This window comes from Devosia equisanguinis (assembly GCF_900631955.1).
GTDB classification, from domain to species: Bacteria; Pseudomonadota; Alphaproteobacteria; order Rhizobiales; family Devosiaceae; genus Devosia; species Devosia equisanguinis.
In genome coordinates, this window is the sequence record NZ_UZWD01000030.1 from 61462 (window position 1) to 87445 (window position 25984).

Below are 25984 nucleotides of genomic sequence, written 5' to 3' on the forward strand. Positions count from 1 at the left end.
CGGACGCACAAATCTATAGCCTCGTGCGCGAATCCGGCCCGGACATATCACGGCCAACAGGAGCAAATGAATGACCGAATGGTGGCGCGGCGGAGTGATCTATCAGGTCTATCCCCGCTCGTTTCAGGACAGCAATGGTGACGGCGTCGGCGATCTGGCCGGCATTATCGACCGGCTCGACCATATTGCCAGCCTGGGCGTGGACTGTATCTGGCTCTCGCCCCTCACCCAGTCGCCCCAGGCCGATATGGGCTATGACGTTTCGGACTATGTGCAGGTCGATCCGCTGTTCGGCACGTTGCAGGACTTCGACCTGTTGATCGAGAAGGCCCATGCGCTTGGCCTCAAGGTGATCATGGACCAGGTGGTGAGCCATACTTCTTCGCTCCATCCCTGGTTCCTCGAATCCGCCTTCAGCCGCGATAATGCCAAGGCAGACTGGTATGTCTGGGCCGACGCCAACCCCGACGGCACCCCGCCCAATAACTGGCTTTCGGTGTTCGGTGGCTCGGCCTGGGAATGGCACACGGCGCGCAAGCAGTATTACCTGCACAATTTCCTCACCTCCCAGCCCGACCTCAATTTCCATAATCCGGCGGTGCAGGATGCGGTGATCGAGGTCATGCGCTTCTGGCTCGATCGCGGGCTGGACGGCTTCCGGCTCGATACGGTCAACTACTATTTCCACGACGCCAAGCTGCGCTCGAACCCGCCACTGCCGGAGCTCAATGGCAAGCCCGCCACCAATCCTTATGACATGCAGAGCCACAAATTCTCCAAGAGCCAGCCGGAGAACATGGACTGGCTGCGCAAGGTGCGGGCGCTGCTCAATGACTATCCCGGCACCACCACCGTGGGTGAAGTCGGCGACGACGAGCGCGGGCTGGAGCTGATGAAGCAGTACACATCGGGCAGCGACCTGCTGCATATGTGCTATTCGTTCGACTTCCTGGGGCCGAAATTCTCGGCGGCGCATTTCCGCTCGAAAGTGGAAGCCTTCTTCGCCGATGGCGCCACCGGCTGGCCGTGCTGGAGCTTTTCCAACCACGACGTCATTCGCCACATGACCCGCTGGACGCCGTTCAGCGTTTCGTCGGCCGATCTGTCGCGCCAGGCGATCGCATTGATGCTCACGCTCAAGGGCTCGGCGGGACTCTATCAGGGCGAGGAGCTGGGGCTGCCCGAGGCGGATATCCTATTCGAGGAACTGACCGATCCGCGTGGCAAGCGCTTCTGGCCGGAAGACAAGGGCCGCGATGGCTGCCGCACGCCGATGCCCTGGCAGCATAATCTGGCGCATGCCGGATTTACCCATGGCAAGCCCTGGCTGCCGGTCAAGCATGCCGCCGTGGCTCTGAGCGTCGACCTGCAGGAAGCCGATCCGAATTCGTCGCTGCATTATTACCGGCAGATCCTGGCCTGGCGCAAAAATCACCCGGCGCTCAAGACCGGCGATATCGCCTTTTTCGACTGCGATGAGCCGGTGCTGGCCTATATGCGCACCGATGGCAACAAGGACCTGGTCTGCGTGTTCAACCTGTCGGCCGAGGCGCGTACTGTCACCGTCGGCGGCGTGGAGCTGGTGCTGGAGCCGGTCAGTCACAATGCCGAATTGTCCGGAACGACGCTGACGCTGGGACCGAACGGCTTTGCCATCCTGCCGGCACCGGCGGGAGAGGGCTCGGTGCGTTATCAGGGTTGAGTGGGTTCAACCACGCAGTACCGCCCTCGGGCTTGACCCGGGGGCCGGTTGGTGAGGCACAGGCGCTGTAAACCGCAAGCGGCCGATGGCCCTCGGGTCAAGCCCGAGGGCGGCGTTGTGGGTGGGGAAAATCGGAGGTCACCAAGCAGAAGATGTTTGACGTCCTGAGCTTCGGCCTAAAGGCTCAAGATGAGCAGCCAGGCGGAGATGGTCAGGGCCGACATGACCGTGGCAATGAGGATGGTGTTGGTGGCGACGCTGACGCCGCGGTCGTAATAGGTGGCAAAGACATAGATGTTGACGCCGGCCGGCATGGCAGAGAGCAGGATGCCGTAGCGGGCGATGTCCATCGGCACATGCAAAATCCAGATCATCATCACATAGGCGAGCGCCGGATGGACGATGAGCTTGATGAGCGAGGCCACCAGCGCCGGCTTCCAGTTTTCCGAGAGCTTGAACTCGTTCAGCGCCCCGCCAATGCCGAAGAGGGCAGCAGGGACCACGGCCTGGCTCATCATGACGAAGAAGGCTTCGGCCGGCTCGATCAATTGCAGATCGGCCAGTGAACCCAGAATGCCGGCTGCGATGCCCCAGATCAGCGGGTTGGAGACGACGCGGCGCAGGGCGACGACCAAGGTCTTGGCGAGCGACTGGCCGTCCCGACGCATCAGCTCCATGGTGACCATGCCCAGGGTCAGCAGAATGGCGCCATGCAGGCCGATGATCGAGAGCGTGACCGGCATGGCCTGGTCGCCATAGGCCCGCGACATGATCGGCAGGCCAACCAGCACCGTATTGGTGAAGGTGCCGGAAAAGCCGGCAGCAACGCTTTCACCCGGCGAATTGTTGAAGACGCGGCGGGCAATGATAATGCCGAGCACGAAACAGATGGCAGCGCCGACATAAAACGGGCCGATGATGCCGATATTGAAGGCCGAGCGGAAATCGCTGGTGCTGATCGAGTAGAACAGCAGACAGGGCGTGGCGAAATTATTGACGAAGGCGATCAGTGCCTTGATGCCATCGGCCGGAAACAGCCGGAAACGCACGGCCCCATAGCCAAAGGCCATGAGCGCGAAAATCGGGGCGATGACGGCAAGAATATCGAGCATTGGCCTGAGGATGGGCCCTAGGATGCGTCAGCCGTAACCCGTCCCCAGGAAGCGGTCAATCTTTCGCGCGCGAAGCTACAAAACGAAACTCATTACGTTTGAAAACGAAATAAAACGCGCTATATACGAAACAACTTGACGATGGGTGAGGACTGGATCGTGCTGGATATCTTTGTCATCGGTGGCGGCATCAACGGCGTGAGCGTGGCACGCGATGCGGTGGGCCGCGGGTTCAGCGTCGGGCTGGCCGAGATGAACGATCTCGCCTCCGGCACCAGTTCGGCAGCGACCAAGCTGATCCATGGCGGATTGCGCTATCTCGAACATTACGAATTCCGGCTGGTGCACGAAGCGCTAGCGGAGCGCGAAATCCTCTGGGCCGCCGCGCCGCACATCATCTGGCCGTTGCGTTTCGTGCTGCCGCATCACAAGGGACTGCGCCCTGCTTTCGTGCTGCGCACGGGCCTGGCGATGTACGACTATATGGGTGGCCGCAAGCTGTTGCCGCCGACCAAGACACTGGACCTGACCCGTGATATCACCGGCAAGCCGCTGAAGCCGGGTTATCGGCTGGGCTTCGAATATTCCGATTGCTGGGTCAATGATGCGCGTTTCGTGGTGCTCAATGCCCGCGACGCTGCCGAAAAAGGCGCAAAAATCCATGTGCGCACCAAGGTGACCGAGGCGCGGCGCGAGGATGGCGCATGGACCCTAAAACTCGCCGGCGAAAACGGCGAGGAGACGGTGCGCGCGCGCATGATTGTCAACGCTGCCGGTCCTTGGGTCGACCAGGTGATCAATGGCGTCGTCGGCAACAATGGCAAGCATAATGTGCGGCTGGTGCAGGGCAGCCACATCGTGGTCAAGAAGCTCTATGACCATGACCGCTGCTACATCTTCCAGAACGGGGACGGGCGCATCATCTTCGCCATTCCCTATGAGAATGACTTCACCCTGATCGGCACCACCGACCGCGACTATGAAGGCGACCCCAAGGACGTCAAGATCTCGGCCGAGGAGACGAGGTACCTGCTGGAGGCGGCGAGCGAATATTTTGCCAAGCCGGTCACTCAGGACGACATCGTCTGGAGCTATTCGGGGGTGCGGCCGCTATTCGACGACGGCGCCAGCGCGGCTCAGGAGGCAACGCGCGACTATGTGCTCAAGACCAATGGCGATGCCGCGACCGGCGCTATCATCAATGTGTTCGGCGGCAAGCTGACCACCTCGCGACGCCTGGCGGAATCGGTGTTGGAAAAAATCGAGGACGTGCTGGGTAAACGCGGTGCGCCCTGGACCAAGACGAGCACCCTGCCTGGCGGCGACTTCGGGCCGATGAGCTTCGAGCCGGAAGTGCGCCGGCTGTGCATGGATTATCCGGCATTACATCCGGATCTGATGAAACGGTTGATGCGCCTTTATGGCACGCGGGCGCGCAAGCTGCTCGGCGATGCGAGGACGGTAGCCGATCTCGGCCAGCATTTCGGCGCCGATCTTTATGAGCGCGAAGTCGATTATCTGGTTGCCGAGGAATGGGCGCGGACGGCACAAGATGTGCTCTGGCGCCGCACCAAGCTGGGCCTGCGCATGGAGCCTGGTGGCGTGGCACGACTTGAGGCCTATTTAGCGAGTCGCGTGTAGCCACATCATTCGTCATTGCCCGGCTTGACCGGGCAATCCAGTGTCTGGACGCCTGGACCACCCGGTCAAGCCGGGTGGTGACGATGAACTAAAAATCGGTCGGGAAGCGAATTCGCTGGGAGACGAATATGACCAAGTACATTCTGGCGATCGATCAGGGCACGACCTCGAGCCGGGCGATCCTGTTCGACCAGGCGCGCAAGATCGTGGGCGTGGGACAGAAGGAGTTCACCCAGCACTTCCCGCAGGATGGCTGGGTCGAGCACGACCCGGAGGAAATCTGGGACAGCGTGCTGTGGTCGATCAAGACCGCCATCAAGGAGGCAGGCGCCGCCGCCACCGATATTGCCGCCATCGGCATCACCAACCAGCGCGAGACGGTGGTGATCTGGGACCGGGAAACGGGCGAGCCGATCCACAATGCCATAGTCTGGCAGGATCGGCGCACCGCCGAGTTCTGCGCCAAACTCAAGAAGCAGGGTCATGAACCGCTGTTCACCAAGAAGACCGGCCTGCTGCTCGACCCCTATTTCTCCGGCACCAAGGTCAAGTGGCTGCTGGACAATGTGAAGGGCGCACGCAAGCGGGCCAAGGCCGGCGAGCTGGCCTTCGGCACGATCGACAGTTTCCTTATCTGGCGGCTGACGGGCGGCAAGGTGCATGCCACCGATGCCACCAATGCGGCGCGCACGCTGATGTTCGATATCGGCGCCAATAGCTGGGACGAAGAACTGCTCAAGCTGCTCGACGTGCCGGCTGCGCTGTTGCCAGAGGTCAAGGATTGTGCCGACGATTTCGGCGTGACCGAAGCCGAATTGTTCGGCGCGGCGGTGCCCATTCTCGGCGTCGCCGGCGACCAGCATGCGGCAACCATCGGGCAGGCCTGTTTTGCCCCGGGCATGGTCAAGTCAACCTATGGCACGGGATGCTTCGCTCTGCTCAATACCGGCAGCGACATGGTGCGTTCCAAGAACCGGCTTTTGACCACCCTCGCCTATCGGCTGGATGGCAAGAGCACCTATGCGCTGGAAGGCTCGATCTTCATTGCCGGCGCGGCCGTGCAGTGGATCCGCGATGGGCTGAAACTGGTCAAGCATGCCAGCGAGACGGGCCCCTTGGCGCGCACCGCCGATCCGAGCCAGCACGTCTATATGGTCCCGGCCTTTGTGGGCTTGGGCGCGCCATGGTGGGATGCAGAGGCACGTGGCGCCATCTATGGACTGACCCGCAATACCGGCCCGGCCGAAATCGCCAAGGCGGCGCTGGAGGCGGTGTGCTACCAGACCCGCGACCTGCTCGAGGCCATGCGCAAGGACTGGAAGGGCGGCGGCAAGGATACGGTGCTGCGCGTCGATGGCGGCATGGTGGCATCGGACTGGACCATGCAGTTCTTGGCCGACATTCTCGATGCGTCCGTCGATCGTCCCATGATTCTGGAAACCACGGCCCTCGGCGCTGCCTGGCTGGCGGGCATGAAGGCCGGCATCTGGCCAGCCATGGACGAATTCGCCGCCAGCTGGGCCCGGGACCAGCGGTTCGAACCGACCATGGATGGCAGTGAGCGCAAGGCGAAAATCGCAGGCTGGGACCAGGCGGTGCGCCGGACTTTGACGCACTAGCTGCAAATTACCCATATTGGCCATTGGCTTTGGGCGCGCGGTTTGCAATAGCACCGATATGAGTAATCAAGACGACGACTATGTGTATGACCAAGCTACGGGCGAATGGCGCCCGGCTTCGGAGATGGCTGCTACCGATGCGAGTGCCCTAGAAGTGCGCGATGCTTCGGGCACTCTTCTGGCCGATGGCGATGCGGTGGTGCTGATCAAGGACCTCAAGGTCAAGGGCGCCGGGCAGACGCTGAAGCAGGGGACGGTGATCAAAACCATCCGCCTGACCGACAATCCCGAAGAGATCGACTGCCGCCACGATGCCATCAAGGGCCTGGTGCTGCGCACCGAGTTCGTGCGCAAGCGCTAAAGCGGCATTTCCGAAAAGCGCACGGAGGCTTTTCGGGCCGATGCGCTAGGAATCGCTGCCGGTCTCCACTTCCGGAGCCGCCTCGTCATCGGCTGGTTGCAGGATGTTGCGGTTATCGCGAATGAAGGCGGTGACCTCACCATCCAGCGCAATCAGGAAGTCGCTGATGCGCACGCCGTTGGAGCCGAAATCGTGCACGGCGTTGATCGAGGCGGAGCGCATGTCAACGGCGCTCCCGGTCGCTGTGGGCATTACCCGAATGACCACCTCTTCCCGCCAGCCCACCAGCGTTACGATCCGCGCATTGAGGCGGCCGGTTTCGGTAGCATCTGCGGGTTCACGGCGCAGCCTGATGTCCCAGCCTTGCGCCGTGGCCAGCCGCTCGACCAGGGCGAAAACCTGGAAGGCGTCGAGCGGATAGGTGCGCGTGGTGACATTGGGGAAGATGCGGGCCTGCTGCTCGGCGGTGAGCAGATGCGGCGGCGGCATGGCGGCGGTATCGGGTTCGAAAATCAGCGGCAGTTCGCTGCGCGTGGTGGTGGCGATATCGGTGACCAGCGGATAATCCGCAGCCAGATAGCCGAACCAGCCAAAGGGCGCGAGGCATACCAGCCCGAGAAACAGGCCGGCCAGCGCCCTGCCCCAGCCCTGGTCGCCGGTGAACCACAAACGCACCAAGGCGATCAGCGCGCAGAACACCGCCAGCGCCGCAACCAGCCCTGCCGCCAGCATGACCACGTGAAAGGCCGGCGAGGCGATCAGCTGCTCGCGATGCAGAAATACGGGCAGGACGAGCATCGGCACGGCGAGACTGCCGAGCCGTCGCGACCAAATGGCCCATTTCGAGGTTCTGATCTTTATCCGCACCGGCGCCGCATTCCCTGAAATCCCAGGCAGGGTAAAGCGAAGGTGTTTCCTTTGCTTGAAGATGGGCTCATTTCGCCTTGAGCGTCTCAGGCTTGCACATGTCGCGAATGGCGTTCCACTCGGCATTGGTGAAGGCCGGCTCGAGCCCGCTCGGCCGCTCGCGCCCCAGATCCTCGAGCGCCAGGCGGCGATCGTCGGTCAGCGGATGGGTACTGAGCAGCGCCAGGGCGCGGCTGAAATCATTGTCCTGCCCCACGCGGCCGATAAGACGCGCCAGCGCCGCCGGGTCGAAATCGAGCCGCTGGGCGACCGTGGCAGCGAAGCGGTCGGCCTCGCGCTCGGCCTCGCGGGAGAAGCGGGCATCGATGATGGTGGAGCCCAGGCCCGCGGCCACCGAAATGCCGGTCATGTCGCCGAGGATGAAACCGATCAGGGCGCCGGTGCCGGCGGTGGAAATCAATTGCTCCATGCCGTGGCGGTGGGCGACGTGGCCGATTTCGTGGGCCAGCACGCCGGCAAATTCGTCGGGCGTGCGAGCGGCATTGAGCAGGGCAGAGAAGAAATAGATGCGGCCACCCGGCAGAGCAAAGGCATTGGGGACGTCGGAGCGAACGACGCGCACATCGAGCGTGAAGGGCGACCCGACCTCGGCAATCACCCGATCGGCAAAACGGGCAATAGCGCGGTTGGCCGGGCTTTGTGGATTGGGATCGCAGAGCGGCAGGCCGGCGTCGCCGCCAATACTGGCTTCCACCTGGCCGGCGACGGTGGCGCCGATCCCCTCTTCCCAGCCGGGCGGCACGATGGCGACGATGCGGCTGGCCAAAAGCGGCACGCCAAAGGCATAGGCGAGAATAACCGCCGCCAGCGCCAGGGTGGACAGGGCGGCAAGGCGCACCTGCCGGCCGCTTTCACGCCGCTGGCGCTCTTCGAGCATGGGCAGGGTGGCGCGGATGCGCGCAATATCGGTTTCACCAGAGACCACCACGCGCGCGCCATCGGGCAGGCCCACCGCCCCCAGCCGCAATTCGCCACTGCGCCCCGGGATGACCTGGAGGGTTTGCGCGGGCCAGCGTGTCAGCTCGGCGTTTGACTGCGGCTCACGCAGCACCAGCGCGCCAGTCGTGCCGAGCCGCTCGTAGAACAGGTTGACCTGATGGGAGGTGGCGACGAGGCCATCGTAATAGCGGGCGGAAATGGACATCAATATCCCCCCACATTGAGGGCATCGGCGAGGCCTTCGCCGGCCAAGGCCTTGTCCTCGGCGCGGGCGCGGATATCGGCGAGCGTCTCAAGCCCGTTTACGCTGGCCCGCTTGCAGACCAGGCGCCAGAAACCGAAGCCGAGAAACAGTTCGCTGACAAAAGAGAAAGCGGCAAAGAGCAGCAGATAGCCCAAAACGATGGCGAGCAGCGTGGTAACGCTGGACTGCATCGACCGCATCAAAGCGCTGAAATCGAAACCGCCACCGGCAAAAGCGTCCGGTGCGACAAGGCCCAGCACGAAAGCGCCGCCAGCGGCGAGCAGCAGATAGGCGACGATGAGAGCCAGGCCGAAGAGCGCATATTGCCCAATGAGATCGAATGCCCCGATGCGCACGGTCAGGGCGGCATCGCCCAGGCGGATGGCAGAGAACATCCGCGTCATTTCCGCGGCGCGATAAATCGTGATGAGGATGCCGAGAATAAGGCCGAGGATCAGTAACTGGCCGATGGCGCCGGGATCGGGATCATAGTTTTCGAGCGGCTCGAACAGCCTGCCCTGTTCGGCGATGACAATCCCGTAGACCACCAGCCCTGCCCCGATGAGCCAGGCGCCGTAATAGGGAAAGGCCAGGCGTTTCCAGGAGCCCACGAAGCTGAAGGCGCGATCACCGAACCAGGTGTGGCGATAGCGATAGGCCCAGAGATTGGCGCTCATGAAGGGATAGGCGAGGCCGAGCGTCGCCACATTGAGCAAAGACCAGAAGAAGCGCCTGGCCCCATAGCCCCAGGGATTGCCGGTGAGATCGAAACGGATGCCGCGCCAGAGGGTGCGCGACAGGCGGAAGTCGCGGGCGCGATAGACGGCGTAGCCGGTTAGAAACCAGATGCCGACCGCGACGCAGCCATAGCCGGTGATCGCCAATTCCATCGACTGGGTGGAAAGGAAGAAAAACAATCCATAGAGCGGCAGGAACACCGCCAGCGCCATGAGGAAGCCAACCAGCAATTGCTGGGCGTTACCGGTATATTCGAGCGCGTCGCCGCCCAGCGCCGTATGGCCCCAATAGAAGCGGCGCTTGCTGGTGGTCAGCCAGAAGCGGTTGAGCCCGATGGTGGGGACCATGAGGGCATAACCACGCAACAGCATGAAGGCCAGATCGAGCCGGCGGCCGGTGAAGTCCACGGATTTGGTGATCGGCTCGGTCGTTGGCATCTGGTCTCCAGCGGCAGATTGGATCACATCCAGGCGAGAGAATGGAGCGGCACCGACCGCGCCGGCAAGCCCAAATCAGGGGTAAAGCCGCGCGCTGCTCCACGGGGCGTCGGCTTGAGCGCGGGTAAAGCGCACCCGATCATGCAGCCGATATTCGCCGTCCTTCCAGAATTCGAGGCTGAGCGGCACGAGGCGGAATCCGGACCAGCGCGCCGGGCGCACCGGCTCGGCATCGCCGATGCTGCGGGTCAGGGCATCGACCTCGGCCAGCATCTGGGTGCGGTTCGCCAGCGGCCGCGATTGCTGCGACACGGTCGAGGCGATGCGGCTGCCCTTGGGGCGGGAGGCGAAATAGGCGTCGGCATCGGCCTCGGAGACCACTTCCACCGGCCCGCGCATGCGCACCTGGCGGCGCAGCGACTTCCAGTGCATGACCATGGCGGCCTGCGGATTGGCGAGCAATTGCCGGCCCTTGTCGCTCTCGAAATTGGTGAAAAAGCAGAAGCCGCGCTCGTCCCGCCGATTGAGCAGCACCATGCGCACATCGGGCAGGCCGGAGGCATCGGCGCTGGCCAGCGCCATGGCATGGGGATCGTTGGGCTCACTCTCCTGCGCCAGGGCGAACCATTCCTCGAATACGGCAAAAGGGTCGAGGTCCGAACGGTCACCATCGTCGAACAGGCGTTCGGTGAGGGTCTGCAGCATCGTCATTATTCCTGCGCTTGAGCCCCTGCAAAACTGGACAAGGGCGGGGGGCGTGGCCATATAGAACTCGAAATGTCGGGCAAGCAACGCCCAACCCAGAAGATAGGACCAAATGCGCGATCCTTATACCGTGCTTGGGGTGTCGCGGGCAGCGAGCGAAAAGGACATCAAGTCTGCCTACCGCAAGCTGGCCAAGAAATATCACCCCGACCAGAACCCGGACGATCCTTCGGCACACAACAAGTTTGCCGAGGCGACCCATGCCTATGACCTTTTGAGCAACACCGAGAAGCGGGCTCAGTTCGACCGCGGGGAAATCGACGCCGACGGCAATCCACGCTTTGCCGGCTTCGGCAATGGCGGTTTCGGCGGTGGCGGTACCAATCGCGGCGCACGCCCCGGGGCGGGTGCCGGCGGCTTTTCAGCCGAGGACATCCTCAAGGAGTTCATGAGCGGCTTTGGCGGCCAACCACGCGGCGGCGGCAGGACCTCCTCGGCCGGAGGCGCGCAGTGGGACCCGTTTGCCGGCGCGACCGCTGGCGGCGCTGGAGCAGGCGCCCGCTCGGGCAAGGGCGAGGATATCGTCGTCAACGCCACGATTTCCTTCGAGGATGCGCATAAGGCAGCCTCGGTGCCGGTGCGCATGCCCTCGGGCAAAGTGCTGTCGGTGAAGCTGCCGGAAAAGGTGGAAGAAGGCCAGCAGATCCGGCTCAAGGGCCAGGGCTCGCCCAGCCCCTATGGCGGGGAACCCGGCGACGCGCTGGTGACCGTTCGCTTCGAGAAATCCAAGACCTTCCGCCGCGATGGCAAGGATATCCGCACCGATGTGCCGGTGACGCTTTATGAGGCGGTGCTGGGCGCCAAAGTGCGGGTGCCGACGCTGGATGGTTCGGTGGAGTTGAACCTGCCGCCAGGGGTGGACACCTCCAAGGCCCTACGTCTCAAGGGCAAGGGGCTCTACGGCGATGGCGATCTCTACGTCAATGTTCGCGTGGTGCTGCCACCGGGCGGCGACCCCGATCTCGAGGCCCTCGCCCGCTTCATGCGGGATCAGAAGCCCTATTCGGTGAGGGACTAGAATGGGTCTCGCGCCTTTCGAGGCGCGACACTCAGGTCCGGGGCGCGGCGGCGCGGCTCAGGCGATCATTGATGGCTTCGCCGAGACCCGCTTGCGGGATCGGTGCGACCGCGATGGTTGTCGCGCCTGATGCATCGAGTTCATGCAGCATCGAGAAAAGATTCCGTGCCGCTTCGCGCAGATCGCCGCTCGGCGACAGATTGAGCGTGGGCCCGTCGAAGGCGGCTGCGGCGCCGAAGGCGAGAAAAGCCTCGCCGGGGCGCGGCGCTGCATTGAGGCGAATGCCGGCCTCGGGCGCATAGTGGCTGAGCAGCATGCCGGGCGCGGAAATGGCTGCGCCTTCAACGGCCTGCTCCACGGGCATGCCGAGAGCGGCTTCGATCTCCTCGCGCGCCAGGGCGCCGGCCCGGAGCTGGATCAGCCGCTCGCCATCGACCGCAACAATCGTCGATTCTACCCCGGCGGTGCAGGGCCCACCATCGAGCACCGGCACCTTGCCGGCAAAGCCGCGCCACACCTGTTGGGCCGTGGTGGGTGAAAGTTTTCCCGAGGGGTTGGCGGAAGGCGCGGCCAGCGGCAGGGCGGCGGCGCGCAGCAGCGCCTGAGCCAGTGGATGATCGGGCACGCGCAGGGCAACGGTATTGAGACCGGCCGTGGCCACATCGGCAAGGCCATTGCCCGGCTGCATTGGCAGGACCAGGCTCAGCGGACCCGGCCAGAATGTCTCGGCCAGACGGCGCGCCAAGGGGGAGAACACCGCAAGCGTCTCGGCCATGGCCAGGTCGGCGCAGTGGATGATCAGCGGATTGAAGCGCGGCCTGCCCTTGGTTTCGTAGATCGACAGCACCGCATCGGCATTGGTGGCGTCGGCGCCCAGGCCGTAGACGGTCTCGGTGGGAAAGGCGCAGAGCTGGCCATTGCGCAGCAATTGGGCTGCGTCTTCGACGGAGAGGGCGGCGGGAGCGATCATGGGGGCTGTTTGACAATGCCACCGCGGCGCGTCAAGACACATAGAGATGCACTCGCAGGCCCGCCGTGACCACGCTTCTCATCAGCCAGCCCAATTTTGCCGACCACCGTACGCCCAATGGTCATGCCGAACGCGCCGAGCGCATCGTCGCGGTGGAGGCGGCACTGGCCGAACCGCGTTTCAATGGGCTGATCCGCCGCGATGCGCCATTCGGCGACCTGATGCTGGCCGAACTGGTGCATGACGCTGATTATCTTGGACAATTGCGCCATGCCCGCCCGGCGGAGGGCATAGGGCAACTCGACCCGGACACCTTCATTTCCGACAAATCGCTGGACGTGGCGGCGACCGGGCTCGGCGGGGCACTGGCGGCGCTCGATGCAGTGGTGCTAGGGGAGGTCAACAATGCCTTTTGCGCCATTCGTCCACCGGGACATCACGCAGAAATCTCAACAGCCATGGGGTTTTGCCTGATCAATACCATTGCTATCGCGGCACGGGAGGCGCAGCGGAAATATGGGGCGGAGCGGGTGGCGATCGTCGATTTCGACGTGCACCACGGCAATGGCACGCAGGATATCTTCAAGGACGATCCCAGCGTCTTTTATGCCTCGAGCCATGAAATGCCGCTGTTTCCAGGCACCGGTGATCCCAGCGAGACCGGCGTGGGCAATATCGTCAACTGCGCGCTGCATGCGGGGAGCGGCGGGGCGGCGATGCGCGAGGCTTATCTCGCCAAGATATTGCCGGCGCTTGACAATTTCGCGCCCGACCTGCTCTTCATCTCCGCCGGCTTCGATGCGCATCGCGGCGATCCGCTGGCCGATCTCAACTGGACCGGCGAAGATTTTGCCTGGGTCACGGCAAAGTTGATGGAGGTGGCGGAGCGGCGCTGCTCCAACCGCATTGTCTCCCTGCTCGAAGGTGGCTATGACCTCGGGGGCCTGGCCAACGGCGCCAGCCACCACGTGGCGACGTTGATGACCGGACTATGAACGCATTCTGAACGAGCAACGAGACCATGGCCGAAACCACGCATGACGATGTGAAGACGCTGAGCTTCGAGGCAGCACTGGAGCAGCTGGAGCAGATCGTCGCCAAGCTCGAAAGCGGTCGCGCGCCGCTGGCCGAATCGATCGCCATCTATGAGCGGGGCGAAGCGCTCAAGGCCCATTGCGAGACACTGCTGCGCACCGCCGAGGCGCGGATCGAGAAAATCACCCTGAGCCGCGATGGCAAGGCCGTGGGCACCGAGCCGCTCGACGCCAACTAGACCAGACGCGGCAAAGTGCCTGTTGCCTTGTCACCGGGTGCTTGGCATCTGGGGGTGACGACGCCGCGCCGCAGCACTGGCGAGTGGGCGCGCTCCTGATGAAGGCCGAACCAGCATGACGAACAAAGCGCTGCGCAATTTCCGGATCGTGCTCTGGGTGCTGGTGGCCGTGGCGGCCATCGGCGCGACAGCGCTTTATGTGTTCAAGCCGCCACAGCGGCCATTGGGCCTCAACGGCCAGGCATTCGCGCTGGCCTCGACCAAGGGCGGCAGCTTCACCCAGGACGATCTGCGCGGCACGCCGAGCCTGATCTTTTTCGGCTATACGTTCTGTCCCGATGTGTGCCCCACCACGCTGGCCGAAACCACGGCCTGGCGGGCGCAGCTGGGACTGACACCGGAGCAGTTGCGCATCATTTTCGTTACCGTCGACCCCGAACGCGACACAGCCGAGATGGTCAAATCCTATGTCGAGGGGTTCGATCCCAGCGTCATCGGGCTCGTGGGCACGCCGGAGGAAACCGAAAGGGCCAAGGCCGCCTTCGGCGTGTTCTCGGAAAAGGCCGGCGACGTGGACAGCGAATTTTACCTCGTCAACCACACGGCCCTCACCTTCCTGATCCGGGCCGATGGCAGTTTCCAGGGCACCATCGCTTATGAAGAAGCCAGCGATACAGCGCTGGCCAAGATCGAAAAGCTGGTCAAGGGGTGAGCCGCATAAGGCTTGACCTGGCGCTGGAACAGCGCGGGCTGATGCCCAGTCGCGCCCGGGCGCGCGACGCCATTCTGCGCGGCACGGTGAGCGTCAATGGCGCCCCGGCCAGAAAGCCCAACCAGATGGTCGGCGACGACGATGTGCTGGTGCTGGACGACCCCGCAGCGGGCTATGTGTCGCGCGCGGCGCTGAAGCTGATCGCCGGTCTCGACGCCGGACGGATCGATGCCAGCGGCAAGACCTGTCTCGATGTCGGCTCGTCGACCGGCGGCTTCACGCAAGTGCTGCTGGAGCGCGGCGCAGCAAAAATCTATGCGGTCGATGTCGGGCATGAGCAATTGCATGAAAAGCTGCGCGGCGACGCCCGCGTGGTCAGCCTCGAGGGCACCAATGCCCGCGACCTCGGCGCGGAAACCGCCAGCGGTCCCATCGACCTCCTGGTCTGTGACATCAGCTTCGTGTCGATAACCAAGGTCCTCGAGCAGCCGCTGCGCCTCTGTGGCCCGAAGGCCGAGGCGGTGATCCTGTTCAAACCGCAATTCGAGGTGGGCCGGGATTTCGTAGGCAAAGGCGGCATCGTGACCGATGCCGAGGCCAGCGCACGAGCCCTCGCCGAGGTGGTGCGCTTCGTGGAAGCAGCCGGCTTCCAGTTACACCACACCCTGCCCTCCCCTATCACCGGCGGCGACGGCAATCAGGAAACCGTGCTGGTGTTTTCGCGGGGGTAGTTGGCGAGTTCGGCCGTTCAGATTTTGCTGGAACCGGATTCATGCTTCTTCTTTGACGCGGTGCTGCTGCTCACCAGCCTGAGCGCGCTGCCCCCCCTTCCAACCTCCCCTGAAGAAGGGGGGAGGAGCCACATCGTGGCTCGGGAAAGATAGTGCCAAGGCCTGAAAATGCTGAAGCTCCCAGCGCTAGACTTGCTCAGTAGAGCTTTTCGACGGCTGGTTTCATGGTGTGGGGGGAGACGTCGCGGCGTTCGATTTCGTTGAGGAGGGCGGTGATCTTGTCGACATTGGCAAGATGGCGCTGTTCCATGGAGAAGTTGAGCGTGACGTAGTCGCGGCCCGGGCAGAAGGTGCAGATGTTGACCTCTGTGTGCCAGGCACCGCAATAGATCGGCTCGATCATGCCGTGGGTCAGCGGCCCATAGGTGCGGTGCGGCGGCACCAGGGTCAGCACGATGTGCATGCCGCCATTGAAGCGCCAGAAGCGGCGATTGGGCAGGAAGGGCAGCACGCGATTGACGGCGCGCAGCGCCTTGAACATCGAATTGATGACCACCTGGAAGGAGGTAATGTCCTTCTGTTCGATGCCGGCAACGGTGTCGTCGACGCAGCGGACATAAGCGACGAAATCGTCCATCACCTTGAACTTGGCTTCGAGCGCGCGGACGCGGAAGAAGTCGTCGTCGGTATTGTTGCGCTTGGTATCGAGCATGGTGTAGGCGGCGCCGATCACCTTCTTGCTCATGTATTTTTCAGCGCCCTCGCCATTGAGGGCATGGGTGACCAGCGCGAACATCAGCGAGCGCTGGCGCACGCCGAGCTTGTTGGCCAGCTTGCGCAGCCGGTCACGCTCCAGCGCCAGCGTCTTGAAGCCCCAGGGCTGTTCCTTGGGCGCCATCACATTGGCGATGGCCAGGTAGATGAGCGCGGTCATGCCGCCGCGCAGGGCGCTCTTCATCCGGTCGCCCCAGGGGAGCTTGTTGGCCTTGTCGGACTGGACGCCATGAGAGGCGAGCTGGGAGCGGGTCAATAGTGCCGAGTCGGAGCCCTCGAGCAAAGCGTGACTGGAGCGCACCTGGATGACCGAGGCCCTGCCCTGAGCATCGGGCCCGCCACGACGCACCGCGGCCATGACGCGGAACAGAGGCAAGTCCTTATGGGCGAAAATGTCGCTGGACTTGCTCAGCCACTTGTCGGGATAGCCGTCGAGTTCGTCGACATAGTCGACCGAGGTGATGGCATCGAGCAGATGTTTTGGAAAAGGCTGGCCGGGCTGCGCGCCGACAAAACCATGGGTGAGCTGCGGCGCCAGGGCGACCATTTCGGCCACCATATTGCCCAGCACATCCAGGTCATAGGTCTGGGTGGAGAAGGCGGTGAAGAACACCGTGTCGCGGCCCTCATAGAGGAACCACTGGAAATCGGTGAACAGGGCCTGGGGATTTTTGGCGACGGCCATGCGCGCCAAGGCCAGCGCATCGGCTTGTCCGGCGAAACTCGACGACGAGAAACTCTTCATCCCGGTACCCCCTCAGATACCCAAACACCGCGATGCGATCTAAGCGCAGTCCGCACCGACTATCAACAGCATATGCACAGGCCGGTTAACCCTTGTTTGGGGGGAATGCCGGGCGGCGAAACCCGTTTGCGGCATTGGCAGATGGCTCCGGCTACATTAGAATAGCTCTCAAGTGAAAGCGCAGGAGTCTTGGCTATCAAGGCTTTCAGCCGCTTCGCGCGTCGAATTGACCTATGTCAATGCAGGCGCGTCCGTTCTAAGTACAGTGCATCCAGGCTGGAATGCCCCTCACCCCAGCCACGGTGTTGAAGGAAGTCTCCATGGATTATCGCGGCATATTCGAAGATGCAGTGGACACGCTGCGGACGGAGAAGCGCTATCGCGTATTTGCCGACCTGGAGCGCGTTGCCGGCCGCTTTCCCAAGGCCATCTATCGCGACGATGCCGACAATGCCCGCGAAATCACCATCTGGTGCTCCAATGACTATCTGGGCATGGGTCAGCACGAAAAGGTCGTGAAGGCGATGCAGGACACGGCCGGCGCAATGGGCGTCGGCGCCGGCGGCACCCGCAATATTTCGGGCACCAACCGCCCGCTGGTCGAGCTCGAGCGCTCGCTCGCCGATCTGCACCGCAAGGAAGGCGCGCTGGTCTTTACCTCGGGCTTTGTGTCCAACGAGGCCGGCATCTCCACCATTGCGCGGCTGCTGCCCAATTGCATCATCCTTTCCGATCAGCTCAACCACGCCTCGATGATCCAGGGCGTGCGCCAGTCTGGCATGGAAAAGAAGATCTTCCGGCACAATGACGTGGCGCATCTGCGCGAGTTGTTGAGCCAGGTGGACCGCAAGCGGCCCAAGCTGATCTGCTTCGAGTCGGTCTATTCGATGGATGGCGACATCGCCCCGATCAAGGAAATCTGCGACCTGGCCGAAGAATTCGGGGCGCTGACCTATATCGACGAGGTCCATGCCGTGGGCATGTATGGTCCGCGCGGCGGCGGCATTGCCGATCGCGACGGGCTGATGGAGCGGATCGATATCATCGAAGGCACGCTGGCCAAGGGCTTTGGCGTGATGGGCGGATATATCGCCGCCAACAAGGCCATCATCGATGCGGTGCGCTCCTATGCGCCAGAGTTCATCTTCACCACCGCCCTGCCCCCGGCGCTCTGTGCGGCGGCGCGCGCCTCGATCGAGCACCTCAAGGGCAATGGTCATGAGCGCATGATGCACCAGCGCCAGGCGCGGCTGACCAAGGCGATCCTCGCCGATGCGGGCCTGCCTGTCATGGAGACATCGACCCATATCGTGCCGCTGATTGTCGGCGACGCGCGGGCGGTGAAGGCTGCCAGCGACATGCTGCTGGAAAAGCACAATATCTATATCCAGCCGATCAACTATCCCACCGTGCCCAAGGGGACGGAACGGCTGCGCATTACCCCGACGCCACTGCATACCGACGAGATGATCTTCGAGCTTCGCCACGCTCTGGTCAGCGTGTGGACGGCGTTGGAACTGCCGCGCGAAAAGGCCGATGCCGCCATTACCGCGAGCAAGCTGACCTCGGGCGACCTGACGCTGCCAAGCCTGGGCGGCTAAAAATTCAGGCCGGGCCGAGCCATCTGGCGAGGGCCTCGGCCAGTCCCGCATCATCGCCCTGCCCGACCCAGGCGACATGACCATCGGGCCGAATGAACACGGACTTCGGCGCGGGCACGGCGCCAATGACCGGCAGCAGCCAGTCGCCCTCCGTCTGCACGGTCAGCGTGGTGAGTCGCGTGGCCCAGGGACCCGGATCGAGCGGCGTCTTCCCCGAAAAATCGAGCAATAGTGGCTTTGCATCGCGCAGCAGTGCGGCGATGCGCGTGGGACCTTTGGCGGTGAGAAGATCGCGATCGGGCATGCGACGGCCGAGCAGCGGATGACCCTCGCCGAGATCGTAGCGGGTGGCGAGGCCAGACATGTCGCCGGCAATGTGGCGGGCCGGCTCGTCGAGGCGGAGCAGATCGCCGAGAACACCCGCGACGGCCTTGGACCGCTCGTCGGTGCGGGCCAAGGCGACGCTTGCCATGGTGTAGCGCAGAAGCTTTGCCGCCGCCGGATGGCGTTCAGCGTGATAGGTGTCGAGCAGGGTTTCGGGTGCACGATTATTGGCGACCAGCGCCAGCTTCCAGCCGAGATTGACCGCATCCTCGATGCCGATGCCCATGCCGAAGCCGCCGGCAGGATAGTGGATATGGGCGGCATCCCCCGCCAGCAGCACCCGGCCCCGGCGATAGGTTTCTGCCTGGCGGGTCATGTCAGTGAAGCGGGTGATGTAACTGGGATTATCGACGCCATAGTCGGTGCCGTAATGGTCGCTGAGTGCGGCACGCAGCGTGTCGATGGTGACGGGACCGGTGCCGATGCCGACTTCGGTGACCATGATGGCGAACTTGCCGGTCTCGGTTTTGCTGATGGCGTGGGTGCCGATGGCGTCGGTGAAAAGGCCGAGCTTTGGTTCACCCGTCAGGTCGGCTTCGGCCAGCAGGTGGCTGATGGTCGGATCGGAGCCGGGGAAACCGATGCCGGCCTGTTTGCGGACGAGGCTGCGGCCGCCATCGCAGCCGACGAGATAGGCGGCGCGCAGACTGGTGCCATCGCTGAGCGTGACGGTGACCCCGGTGTCGTCCTGAGCCAGGCCGGTGATTTCGACGCCGCGCAGCATGGTCACAGCCAGCGCGTCTGCCCAGTCGCCGAGGAGGCGTTCAGTGTGCTTTTGCGGCAGAGACAGACCATAGGGATGGCGGGTGGGACAGGCGCTGATATCGAGACGGACACCAGCAAAGCCGATGACCTGCATGGGTGTACCGGCGGCCAGAAAGCGTTCGGCCAGGCCACGCTGATCGAGGATTTCGATGCTGCGGGCATGCAGGCCGAGGGCGCCGGGTTGGATGCGCTCGCGGGAAGCGCGCTTTTCGATGACCAGCGGGGAGAGACCGGCAAGGCGCAGTTCGGCGGCGAGCACCAGCCCGGTGGGGCCGGCGCCGGCGATAATGACTGGATGGTCGATCATGAAGAGCCTCCGTATGCGATGGGGCCCTTGTTGTAGAAGAAGGGATGGGGCTTGAAGCAAGGCCCTTGTGCGCTACATGTGAGTATGGGTGGAGATCAATCCGCCGCGGCGACCGCCTCGATGGCGTCGAACATGCCGTTGATATAGTCCTCGGCGCGGCCGGCATGGTCGGCGCGGGTCCAGGCATCGAGCGAGAGGCGCGCGCCGCCGATGGCCAGCATGGCCAGGGCGCGCAGGCGGGTCTCGGTTTCGCCCGGCCAGAGGTCGCGCAACGCGTCGAACAATTCCCATTCCTCGATGATGTAATTGGCGCGCTTGCGGGCCTGCATGGTTTCGCTGGCGCGCATCAGACGGTCGAGATGCACCAGTTCATCACGCGGATGGGCCGAAACCAGACTTAGAGTGGCGGCGCGAACGGCATCGAGCGGACGGAGGCCGGTCGCCTTATCTGCGATGGCTGCAGCCAGTTGCCGGCCCAGGCCGCTTTGCAGCGACACCAAAATATCGTCCTTGGACTTGAAATAGTGAAAGAAGGTGCGGCGCGAGATGCCGGCTTCGGCGGCGATATCGTCTATGGTCGTGGCCTCATAACTGCTGCTGCCGAACAGTTTCAGCCCGGCCCGGGTAATCCGATCCATCGTGTCCTGCCGCTTGCGCTGGCGCAGCCCGGCAGTTTCCGCGGTATCCATGACTTTGCCCCTTGATAATTTTGCACTGAGTGCAATATAAAAATGCACTGAGTGCAAATTCGACGCAGGATCACTTCTATGACAAAATGGACGGCTTCGGAAATCCCCCCGCAAAACGGCCGTCTGGCCATTGTCACGGGCACAGGCGGGCTTGGCTATGAGACCAGCCTGGCCCTGGCGCGGGCCGGCGCTGAGGTGATCGTGGCCGGGCGCAATCCCGGCAAGGGTGCCGAGGCGGTTTCGGCTGTGAACAGTGCCGTGCCCGGCGCAAGGGTGCGGTTCGAGCAGGTCGACCTGGCCAGCCTGCAGTCGGTGGCCGCGTTCGCCGAACGGATCGGCCAGCGGCACGACCACATCGATCTCCTGATCAACAATGCCGGGGTCATGGTGCCGCCCAAGCGGCAGGAAACCGCCGATGGCTTCGAGCTGCAATTCGGCACCAATTATCTCGGTCATTTCGCGCTGACGGCGCATTTGCTGCCGCTGTTGCGAAACAGTTCGGGCGCGCGGGTAATCTCGCTGTCGAGCATCGCGGCGCGCCAGGGACAAATCGATCTGGACGACCTGCAATGCAACGACTACGTGCCCATGAAAGCCTATAGCCAATCCAAGCTTGCCTGCCTGATGTTTGCCTTCGAGCTGCAACGGCGCATCGAAGCCGGCAGCTGGGGCATTGCCAGCATGGCCGCCCATCCTGGCGTGGCGCGGACGGATCTGGTGCATAATGGCGCGGGTCGATCGAGCCTGCTCGGTTGGGGCCGAACCTGGCTCGGCTTCCTGTTCCAGCCGGCCTGGCAAGGTGCCCTGCCGACACTCTACGCCGCCACTGCGCCAGAGGCGCAGCCCGGCGGCTATTACGGCCCGAACCAGCTGAGCGAAGTGCGCGGCTATCCGGCCCCCTCGCGCGTCCCGCCGCAAGCCCTCGACACCAAAATGGCAGCGGCGCTTTGGGCAGCGTCGGAGGACCTGGCGGGGGTACGTTTTCCGGGCTGATCGGGGCAGTGCTGGGGGCGTGCATCGCCGAACAGGTCGGGAGACGTCCTGGATTGGGCGCTGCGCGCTATGGCTGATGTGGCCCCATCTGCTATGAGGGGAGAGCCATCGCATGGCCATCACGCCCGCGGGAGGCAGTGGCCGGGTTCTGGCGCGACAGATGCAACGCGCATCAAGCCGCCTCGGGCTTGACGCGAGGGCCTTATAGCGAGCCACATGGACGCACTGGTGCGCGCGGAGATTGGCCCGCGGGTCGAGCCCGAGGGCGGTGCGGTGGATGGGTTGCAGGGCTGCCATTAAAAGCGCCAAGTCGCCGTCAGTGGATTGCTAAACGCCCCCACCCCGGCCCTCCCCTCAAAGGGGGGAGGAGGCGAGAGAGCCTGAGGTGAGGTAAAATCGCGCCACTGGCGCGATTTCTTGACGCTACCTCGCCATTCGAGCGTAGCTCTCATGGCCTTCTCCGCTTTCGCGGCGCCACTGGCGCCGCTCGCCCTGCGGGCACGCTACGAAGTCAACACGATGCGCATGAGGTCGGCGGTGTTGCGGGCGCCGAGTTTTTCCATGACTCGGGCGCGGTGGACCTCGATGGTGCGCGGCGAAATGCCTAGTTCCCGCCCCGCCTCCTTGTTGGACTGGCCATTGGTGATCAATTGCAGCACTTCGCGCTCGCGCGGGGTGAGCTGGGCGAAACCGCGCACCTCCACCGGGCGATAGCCACCCTGCATGGCACCCAGATGCACATCGCGACGCAAGGCGTCGCGCACAACCCCAAGCAGATGCTCACTGTCGATGGGCTTGCTGATGACATCGCTGGCGCCCAGCTTCATGGCGGTGACGGCCGCGTCGAGATTGGGGCTGTTGGAGAGCATCACCACTGGCGCCCCGGTGCGCAGGGATTTGATGCGGCGCAGCAGAGACAGGCCGCTCTCATCTCCGACGGCGAGATTGATCACCGCCACATCCGGTCGCCGCCGCTCCAGCGACGCCACGAAATGGGCCGCCTCAAGCGAAAACGTGGTTTGAAATCCTTCAAGACGGAACAAAACACTCAAAGCCTCGCAAGTGCCCGGATCAGCATCGACCAGATGAACCAGCCGATCGCGATTCAGGAACGCGTGATAGTAACTGCTTTCGCCCATATGCCATTACCTCTCTCGGTGCAGAATGTTTATGGAAACGACCAGTATTGCGCGTGGCCGACGTACCTCAACTTTATTACTTGTTTCGCGACAAACCCGCCGTGCATCTCGCAACTGTATTTTGCTCTAGGTGAAAGCAGTCTTCCACGCAGTGGGATTGCGTACGTAGAAGTACATACCGCCAAGATATATAGGCATCATGACCTATATTTGGCGCATGTCAATGATATTATTCCTAATATATAGGAAAAAAGAACCGGCCACTACGGCCGGCTCTGATTGCGGAATTAGCTGCGCGGGGGATTGGCGCGAAGCGCGTCGCGAATCTCGGTGAGCAGGATTTCTTCCTTGGTCGGGGCGGGCGTGGTTTCTACCGGCTCCTTGGCGGCATCGCGCTTCAGCGAATTGATGCCCTTGACCACCATGAACAGCACGAAAGCAATGATGGTGAACTTCACCACGGCATTGATGAACAGGCCGATATTGACCTTGGCCTCGCCCACGGTGAGCACGATGCCCGAGAAGTCGATGCCGCCGATGATGATCCCGAGGAGCGGCATGAAGATATCGTCGACGATGGAGGAGACGATAGACCCAAAGGCCGCCCCGATGATCACGCCGATGGCGAGGTCGATCATATTGCCTTTGACGGCGAAGTCCCGGAATTCCTTAAACAAGCTCATAGCAGCCCTCTGAGTAATCTTTTCCGCACCAAGCAATGCGGACCGCGGCGGCGGAGGTTAACAATTCCTGACCTCTCGCCCAAATGCAATGGGAGATGTGTCGGCCTTGCACTGGGATGATGCCGGGACGATAAGGGCATTACCCTATTTCTCCGGCGCGGATATCAGCCCACATGCCGCTTCTGCCCGACGATCGCACCGCCAGCCTCAAGGAGGCGATAGACTATATTCCCCAAGGAATTTCCGTGTTCGATTCCGGCCTGCGGCTGGCCGCCTCCAACCAGCGCTACAATCAGCTGCTGGCGCTGCCGCCCGACCTGACGCGGCAGGGCTCGGCGCTGTTCGATATTGCCCTGTTCATGGCCGAGCGCGGCGATTTCGGCCCGGGCGACGCCGCGCGGCTGGCCATCGAACGCATCAACACCATTACCGCCTCGCCCACCACAGTCACCCAACGCATGGGCACGGCCGGACAATCGCTGGAATTCTATTCCAGCCGCCTGCCCGATGGCGGGCTGATCATCAGCTTCAGCGACGTGACGGCGCGCGTGCAGGCGGAAATGGAACTTGAGCGGGTCAACCAGAGCCTCGAGCGCCGCGTGGAAGAGCGCACCGCCGATCTCCGGCAGGTCAATACGGAGCTGGAACTGGCCCGCGCCAAGGCCGATGCCGCCAACCACGACAAGACCCGCTTTCTGGCCGCAGCCAGCCACGATTTGCTGCAGCCACTCAATGCGGCGCGGCTCTATACCTCGACCTTGATCGAGCGGGCCAAATCCACCGCCTTTGCCGAACTCGCCAATTCCATCGAGGCGTCGCTGACGGCGGTGGAGGACATCATGTCGGCACTGCTCGACATTTCCCGCATCGACAGCGGGGCGCTGAAACCCGCGCCGGCCCCGGTGGCGGCGCAGGACCTTCTCAAGAAGATCGAGGTGGAATTCGCGCCCATGGCGCGGGAGCGCTCGATTACTCTGCGGATGGTGGCGACCAAAGGCACGGTGCTGGCGGACCGTAATCTGGTGGCGCGTATCGTGCAGAACCTGGTCTCCAATGCCATCAAATATACCCCGGTCGGCGGCAAGGTGCTGGTGGGGGTACGGCGACGCGGCAACCGGCTGCGGCTCGACGTGGTCGATACCGGCATCGGCTTCAACCGCGACCAGCACCGGTTGGTCTTTGCCGAGTTTTCGCGGCTGGAGCGCGGCGCGCGCATGGCACAGGGGCTGGGGCTGGGGCTGTCCATTGTGCAGCGCCTGGTGACGGCGCTGGGGCTGACGCTGGAACTGGATAGCCGCGAAGGCCATGGCTCGCGCTTTTCGCTCTATTTGCCGGTGGTGCGCAACGGCAGGGCCAAGACCGCGCCCGAGGCGGCGCCGGCGGAGCAGAATTTCGGCATGCTCGATCTCAAGATCCTCTGCGTCGACAATGAGCGCGCCATTCTCGAGGCGATGGAGGGCCTGCTGCAGCATTGGGGCTGCGATGTGCGCACGGCGCTGTCGCTGAAGCAGATCGACCGCGAGCGGCTGCTCGAGGGCTGGTATCCCGACATGGTGCTGATGGATTATCACCTCGACCAGACCTCAGGCCTCGACGCCATCGAGTGGCTACGCCACAATCTCGGCGGCCATCTGCCGGCGGCACTGGTGACGGCAGACCGCAGCCCGGCAGTGCGCACATTGGCTGAGGACCGCGGCATTGCCGTTGTCACCAAACCGGTCAAGCCCGCCGCGTTGCGCGCCGCCATAACCGGCCTTGCCAACCAGAGCGGCCGGGGGACGCAAAGGGCGGGTTAGTTTTTGCGATTGGCTGGGTGGCGTTTCCAACTCCTCAAGAAGCGTCCCAAGAGTAAGTGAGGTACGTACCTCAGATGCACTTGCCACCCTGCTGATTTCCGCGCTATCCACGGGGTGGACGCAAAATCATGGATGTCGCTGCTATGTCGCGCTTTGCCAGTTATCCCAGTCTCGCGGGTCGCGCGGTGGTCATTTCGGGCGGCGCTTCGGGGATTGGCGCGGCACTGGTGCGCAATTTTGCGGCGCAGGGGGCGCGGGTCGGCTTTGTCGATATTGCGGTCGATGAGGGAAAGGCGCTGGAAGCCGAGCTGGTCGCCATGGGCCAGAGCGTGCGCTTTGCGGACTGCGATATCACCGATATTGCGGCCTATCAGGCGGCGATCTCAGGCTTTGCCGAAGCGCATGGCGATGCGCGCGTGCTGATCAACAATGCCGCACACGATCAGCGCCATGACTGGGCCGAGGTGACGCCGGACTATTTCGACCAGCGCATGGCGGTCAATCTCAAGCACGCCTTTTTTGCCATGCAGGCGGTGGCGCCGGGGATGGCCCGGGCGGGTGGCGGCTCGATGATCAATTTCGGCTCGATCAGCTGGATGATCATGACGCCCTCGCTGCCGCTCTACGAAACCGCCAAGGCCGCAATGCACGGCCTGACGCGCTCCATGGCCCGCGAACTCGGGCGCTCCGGCATCCGCGTCAATTCGCTTGTCCCCGGCGCGGTCGTCACCCAACGCCAGCTCGACCTCTGGCTGAAGCCGGAGGACATGGCCGATATCGAAGCGCACCAGGCGCTCTCCGGCCACATCATGCCCGACGACTGCGCCCGCATGGCCCTCTTCCTCGCCGCCGATGACAGCGCCATGATCTCGGGACAACAGTTTTTGGTGGATGCGGGATGGGCGAATACGTGAGGGGG

At 63.3% G+C, this 25984-nt stretch carries 24 protein-coding genes; 13 read left to right on the top strand and 11 right to left on the bottom strand.

All coding sequences use genetic code 11. The features are described 5' to 3' along the window. The first annotated feature begins 70 nt into the window (after positions 1 to 70). The gene (locus tag DEVEQU_RS12285) at positions 71 to 1702 is read left to right on the top strand and encodes an alpha-glucosidase family protein (protein WP_126150878.1); all 1632 of its coding nucleotides are present in this window, start codon (positions 71 to 73) and stop codon (positions 1700 to 1702) included. Between the two features lie 176 nt (positions 1703 to 1878). Here the strand turns inward: DEVEQU_RS12285 and DEVEQU_RS12290 are convergent, their stop codons facing one another. Further along, complete coding sequence (locus DEVEQU_RS12290) at positions 1879 to 2814, bottom strand: AEC family transporter (RefSeq protein WP_126150879.1); 936 nt, start codon at positions 2812 to 2814, stop codon at positions 1879 to 1881. Between the two features lie 141 nt (positions 2815 to 2955). Between DEVEQU_RS12290 and glpD the strand changes: the two genes are divergently transcribed. From glpD to DEVEQU_RS12305, 3 genes are all read left to right on the top strand, one after another. Then, positions 2956 to 4455, top strand: coding sequence for a glycerol-3-phosphate dehydrogenase (gene glpD, locus DEVEQU_RS12295; protein ID WP_126150880.1), 1500 nt, complete (start codon positions 2956 to 2958; stop codon positions 4453 to 4455). Positions 4456 to 4583: 128 nt separating this feature from the next. Then, positions 4584 to 6074, top strand: a complete 1491-nt coding sequence (gene glpK, locus DEVEQU_RS12300) for a glycerol kinase GlpK (RefSeq protein ID WP_126150881.1) — start codon at positions 4584 to 4586, stop codon at positions 6072 to 6074. A gap of 58 nt (positions 6075 to 6132) precedes the next feature. Then, positions 6133 to 6435: an alkylphosphonate utilization protein gene (locus DEVEQU_RS12305; RefSeq protein WP_126150882.1), complete on the top strand. Its 303-nt coding sequence runs from the start codon at positions 6133 to 6135 to the stop codon at positions 6433 to 6435. A gap of 45 nt (positions 6436 to 6480) precedes the next feature. Here DEVEQU_RS12305 and DEVEQU_RS12310 read toward each other — a convergent pair whose 3' ends face one another. From DEVEQU_RS12310 to pdxH, 4 genes are all read right to left on the bottom strand, one after another. Beyond that, positions 6481 to 7233 (bottom strand): DUF1499 domain-containing protein, encoded by a 753-nt coding sequence (locus DEVEQU_RS12310; RefSeq protein WP_223214207.1) that lies wholly within the window; start codon positions 7231 to 7233, stop codon positions 6481 to 6483. 136 nt (positions 7234 to 7369) lie between these two features. After that, on the bottom strand, positions 7370 to 8506 hold the full coding sequence (locus tag DEVEQU_RS12315) for a M48 family metallopeptidase (protein WP_126150884.1): 1137 nt from the start codon (positions 8504 to 8506) through the stop codon (positions 7370 to 7372). After that, positions 8506 to 9720, bottom strand: coding sequence for a DUF898 family protein (locus tag DEVEQU_RS12320; protein ID WP_126150885.1), 1215 nt, complete (start codon positions 9718 to 9720; stop codon positions 8506 to 8508). Before DEVEQU_RS12320 ends, DEVEQU_RS12315 begins: the two co-directional genes overlap by 1 nt. A 75-nt stretch (positions 9721 to 9795) precedes the next feature. Then, positions 9796 to 10425 carry a pyridoxamine 5'-phosphate oxidase gene (gene pdxH / locus DEVEQU_RS12325; protein WP_329601468.1) on the bottom strand — a complete coding sequence of 210 codons (630 nt, stop codon included), beginning with the start codon at positions 10423 to 10425 and terminating at the stop codon, positions 9796 to 9798. Positions 10426 to 10537: 112 nt separating this feature from the next. Here pdxH and DEVEQU_RS12330 point away from each other — a divergent pair, with 112 nt between their 5' ends. Then, positions 10538 to 11503, top strand: coding sequence for a DnaJ C-terminal domain-containing protein (locus tag DEVEQU_RS12330; protein ID WP_126150887.1), 966 nt, complete (start codon positions 10538 to 10540; stop codon positions 11501 to 11503). Between the two features lie 31 nt (positions 11504 to 11534). Here DEVEQU_RS12330 and DEVEQU_RS12335 read toward each other — a convergent pair whose 3' ends face one another. Continuing rightward, the gene (locus DEVEQU_RS12335) at positions 11535 to 12473 is read right to left on the bottom strand and encodes an L-threonylcarbamoyladenylate synthase (RefSeq protein WP_126150888.1); all 939 of its coding nucleotides are present in this window, start codon (positions 12471 to 12473) and stop codon (positions 11535 to 11537) included. Between the two features lie 65 nt (positions 12474 to 12538). Between DEVEQU_RS12335 and DEVEQU_RS12340 the strand changes: the two genes are divergently transcribed. From DEVEQU_RS12340 to DEVEQU_RS12355, 4 genes are all read left to right on the top strand, one after another. Beyond that, positions 12539 to 13468 (top strand): histone deacetylase family protein, encoded by a 930-nt coding sequence (locus tag DEVEQU_RS12340; RefSeq protein ID WP_126150889.1) that lies wholly within the window; start codon positions 12539 to 12541, stop codon positions 13466 to 13468. A 26-nt stretch (positions 13469 to 13494) separates the two neighbouring features. After that, complete coding sequence (locus DEVEQU_RS12345; protein WP_126150890.1) at positions 13495 to 13746, top strand: exodeoxyribonuclease VII small subunit; 252 nt, start codon at positions 13495 to 13497, stop codon at positions 13744 to 13746. A 115-nt stretch (positions 13747 to 13861) separates the two neighbouring features. Next, on the top strand, positions 13862 to 14458 hold the full coding sequence (locus DEVEQU_RS12350) for an SCO family protein (protein WP_126150891.1): 597 nt from the start codon (positions 13862 to 13864) through the stop codon (positions 14456 to 14458). Continuing rightward, positions 14455 to 15189 (top strand): TlyA family RNA methyltransferase, encoded by a 735-nt coding sequence (locus DEVEQU_RS12355; protein WP_126150892.1) that lies wholly within the window; start codon positions 14455 to 14457, stop codon positions 15187 to 15189. Before DEVEQU_RS12350 ends, DEVEQU_RS12355 begins: the two co-directional genes overlap by 4 nt. Before the next feature lie 196 nt (positions 15190 to 15385). On the opposite strand, the gene DEVEQU_RS12360 is transcribed toward DEVEQU_RS12355, so the two are convergent. After that, complete coding sequence (locus DEVEQU_RS12360) at positions 15386 to 16708, bottom strand: hypothetical protein (RefSeq protein WP_126150893.1); 1323 nt, start codon at positions 16706 to 16708, stop codon at positions 15386 to 15388. A gap of 320 nt (positions 16709 to 17028) precedes the next feature. Between DEVEQU_RS12360 and hemA the strand changes: the two genes are divergently transcribed. Beyond that, entirely contained in the window at positions 17029 to 18309 is a 1281-nt protein-coding gene (hemA, locus tag DEVEQU_RS12365; RefSeq protein WP_126150906.1) for a 5-aminolevulinate synthase, read from the top strand. Between the two features lie 4 nt (positions 18310 to 18313). On the opposite strand, the gene DEVEQU_RS12370 is transcribed toward hemA, so the two are convergent. Beyond that, positions 18314 to 19765, bottom strand: coding sequence for an FAD-dependent monooxygenase (locus DEVEQU_RS12370; RefSeq protein ID WP_126150894.1), 1452 nt, complete (start codon positions 19763 to 19765; stop codon positions 18314 to 18316). 95 nt (positions 19766 to 19860) lie between these two features. Next, positions 19861 to 20454 carry a TetR/AcrR family transcriptional regulator gene (locus DEVEQU_RS12375; protein WP_126150895.1) on the bottom strand — a complete coding sequence of 198 codons (594 nt, stop codon included), beginning with the start codon at positions 20452 to 20454 and terminating at the stop codon, positions 19861 to 19863. A 78-nt stretch (positions 20455 to 20532) separates the two neighbouring features. Between DEVEQU_RS12375 and DEVEQU_RS12380 the strand changes: the two genes are divergently transcribed. After that, positions 20533 to 21447 carry an SDR family oxidoreductase gene (locus DEVEQU_RS12380; protein ID WP_126150896.1) on the top strand — a complete coding sequence of 305 codons (915 nt, stop codon included), beginning with the start codon at positions 20533 to 20535 and terminating at the stop codon, positions 21445 to 21447. Positions 21448 to 21950: 503 nt separating this feature from the next. Here the strand turns inward: DEVEQU_RS12380 and DEVEQU_RS12385 are convergent. Both DEVEQU_RS12385 and mscL read right to left on the bottom strand, forming a co-directional pair. Beyond that, positions 21951 to 22586, bottom strand: a complete 636-nt coding sequence (locus DEVEQU_RS12385; RefSeq protein ID WP_126150897.1) for a response regulator transcription factor — start codon at positions 22584 to 22586, stop codon at positions 21951 to 21953. A gap of 287 nt (positions 22587 to 22873) precedes the next feature. Then, positions 22874 to 23263 carry a large-conductance mechanosensitive channel protein MscL gene (gene mscL / locus DEVEQU_RS12390; protein WP_329601470.1) on the bottom strand — a complete coding sequence of 130 codons (390 nt, stop codon included), beginning with the start codon at positions 23261 to 23263 and terminating at the stop codon, positions 22874 to 22876. Between the two features lie 179 nt (positions 23264 to 23442). Between mscL and DEVEQU_RS12395 the strand changes: the two genes are divergently transcribed. Beyond that, complete coding sequence (locus DEVEQU_RS12395) at positions 23443 to 25065, top strand: ATP-binding response regulator (protein WP_126150899.1); 1623 nt, start codon at positions 23443 to 23445, stop codon at positions 25063 to 25065. A gap of 128 nt (positions 25066 to 25193) precedes the next feature. After that, a complete protein-coding gene (locus DEVEQU_RS12400; protein WP_329601469.1) occupies positions 25194 to 25979 on the top strand; it encodes an SDR family NAD(P)-dependent oxidoreductase in 786 nt (261 codons plus the stop codon). The last annotated feature ends 5 nt before the right edge of the window (positions 25980 to 25984 follow it).

What these genes read in the sequence shown, in the direction of transcription:
- DEVEQU_RS12285 (WP_126150878.1), top strand. Translation starts at nt 71, where the DNA reads ATGACCGAATGGTGGCGCGGCGGAGTGATCTATCAGGTCTATCCCCGC.
- DEVEQU_RS12290 (WP_126150879.1), bottom strand. Translation starts at nt 2,814, where the DNA reads ATGCTCGATATTCTTGCCGTCATCGCCCCGATTTTCGCGCTCATGGCC.
- glpD (WP_126150880.1), top strand. Translation starts at nt 2,956, where the DNA reads ATGGGTGAGGACTGGATCGTGCTGGATATCTTTGTCATCGGTGGCGGC.
- glpK (WP_126150881.1), top strand. Translation starts at nt 4,584, where the DNA reads ATGACCAAGTACATTCTGGCGATCGATCAGGGCACGACCTCGAGCCGG.
- DEVEQU_RS12305 (WP_126150882.1), top strand. Translation starts at nt 6,133, where the DNA reads ATGAGTAATCAAGACGACGACTATGTGTATGACCAAGCTACGGGCGAA.
- DEVEQU_RS12310 (WP_223214207.1), bottom strand. Translation starts at nt 7,233, where the DNA reads ATGCTCGTCCTGCCCGTATTTCTGCATCGCGAGCAGCTGATCGCCTCG.
- DEVEQU_RS12315 (WP_126150884.1), bottom strand. Translation starts at nt 8,506, where the DNA reads ATGTCCATTTCCGCCCGCTATTACGATGGCCTCGTCGCCACCTCCCAT.
- DEVEQU_RS12320 (WP_126150885.1), bottom strand. Translation starts at nt 9,720, where the DNA reads ATGCCAACGACCGAGCCGATCACCAAATCCGTGGACTTCACCGGCCGC.
- pdxH (WP_329601468.1), bottom strand. Translation starts at nt 10,425, where the DNA reads ATGCTGCAGACCCTCACCGAACGCCTGTTCGACGATGGTGACCGTTCG.
- DEVEQU_RS12330 (WP_126150887.1), top strand. Translation starts at nt 10,538, where the DNA reads ATGCGCGATCCTTATACCGTGCTTGGGGTGTCGCGGGCAGCGAGCGAA.
- DEVEQU_RS12335 (WP_126150888.1), bottom strand. Translation starts at nt 12,473, where the DNA reads ATGATCGCTCCCGCCGCCCTCTCCGTCGAAGACGCAGCCCAATTGCTG.
- DEVEQU_RS12345 (WP_126150890.1), top strand. Translation starts at nt 13,495, where the DNA reads ATGGCCGAAACCACGCATGACGATGTGAAGACGCTGAGCTTCGAGGCA.
- DEVEQU_RS12350 (WP_126150891.1), top strand. Translation starts at nt 13,862, where the DNA reads ATGACGAACAAAGCGCTGCGCAATTTCCGGATCGTGCTCTGGGTGCTG.
- DEVEQU_RS12360 (WP_126150893.1), bottom strand. Translation starts at nt 16,708, where the DNA reads ATGAAGAGTTTCTCGTCGTCGAGTTTCGCCGGACAAGCCGATGCGCTG.
- hemA (WP_126150906.1), top strand. Translation starts at nt 17,029, where the DNA reads ATGGATTATCGCGGCATATTCGAAGATGCAGTGGACACGCTGCGGACG.
- DEVEQU_RS12370 (WP_126150894.1), bottom strand. Translation starts at nt 19,765, where the DNA reads ATGATCGACCATCCAGTCATTATCGCCGGCGCCGGCCCCACCGGGCTG.
- DEVEQU_RS12375 (WP_126150895.1), bottom strand. Translation starts at nt 20,454, where the DNA reads ATGGATACCGCGGAAACTGCCGGGCTGCGCCAGCGCAAGCGGCAGGAC.
- DEVEQU_RS12380 (WP_126150896.1), top strand. Translation starts at nt 20,533, where the DNA reads ATGACAAAATGGACGGCTTCGGAAATCCCCCCGCAAAACGGCCGTCTG.
- DEVEQU_RS12385 (WP_126150897.1), bottom strand. Translation starts at nt 22,586, where the DNA reads ATGGGCGAAAGCAGTTACTATCACGCGTTCCTGAATCGCGATCGGCTG.
- DEVEQU_RS12395 (WP_126150899.1), top strand. Translation starts at nt 23,443, where the DNA reads ATGCCGCTTCTGCCCGACGATCGCACCGCCAGCCTCAAGGAGGCGATA.
- DEVEQU_RS12400 (WP_329601469.1), top strand. Translation starts at nt 25,194, where the DNA reads ATGGATGTCGCTGCTATGTCGCGCTTTGCCAGTTATCCCAGTCTCGCG.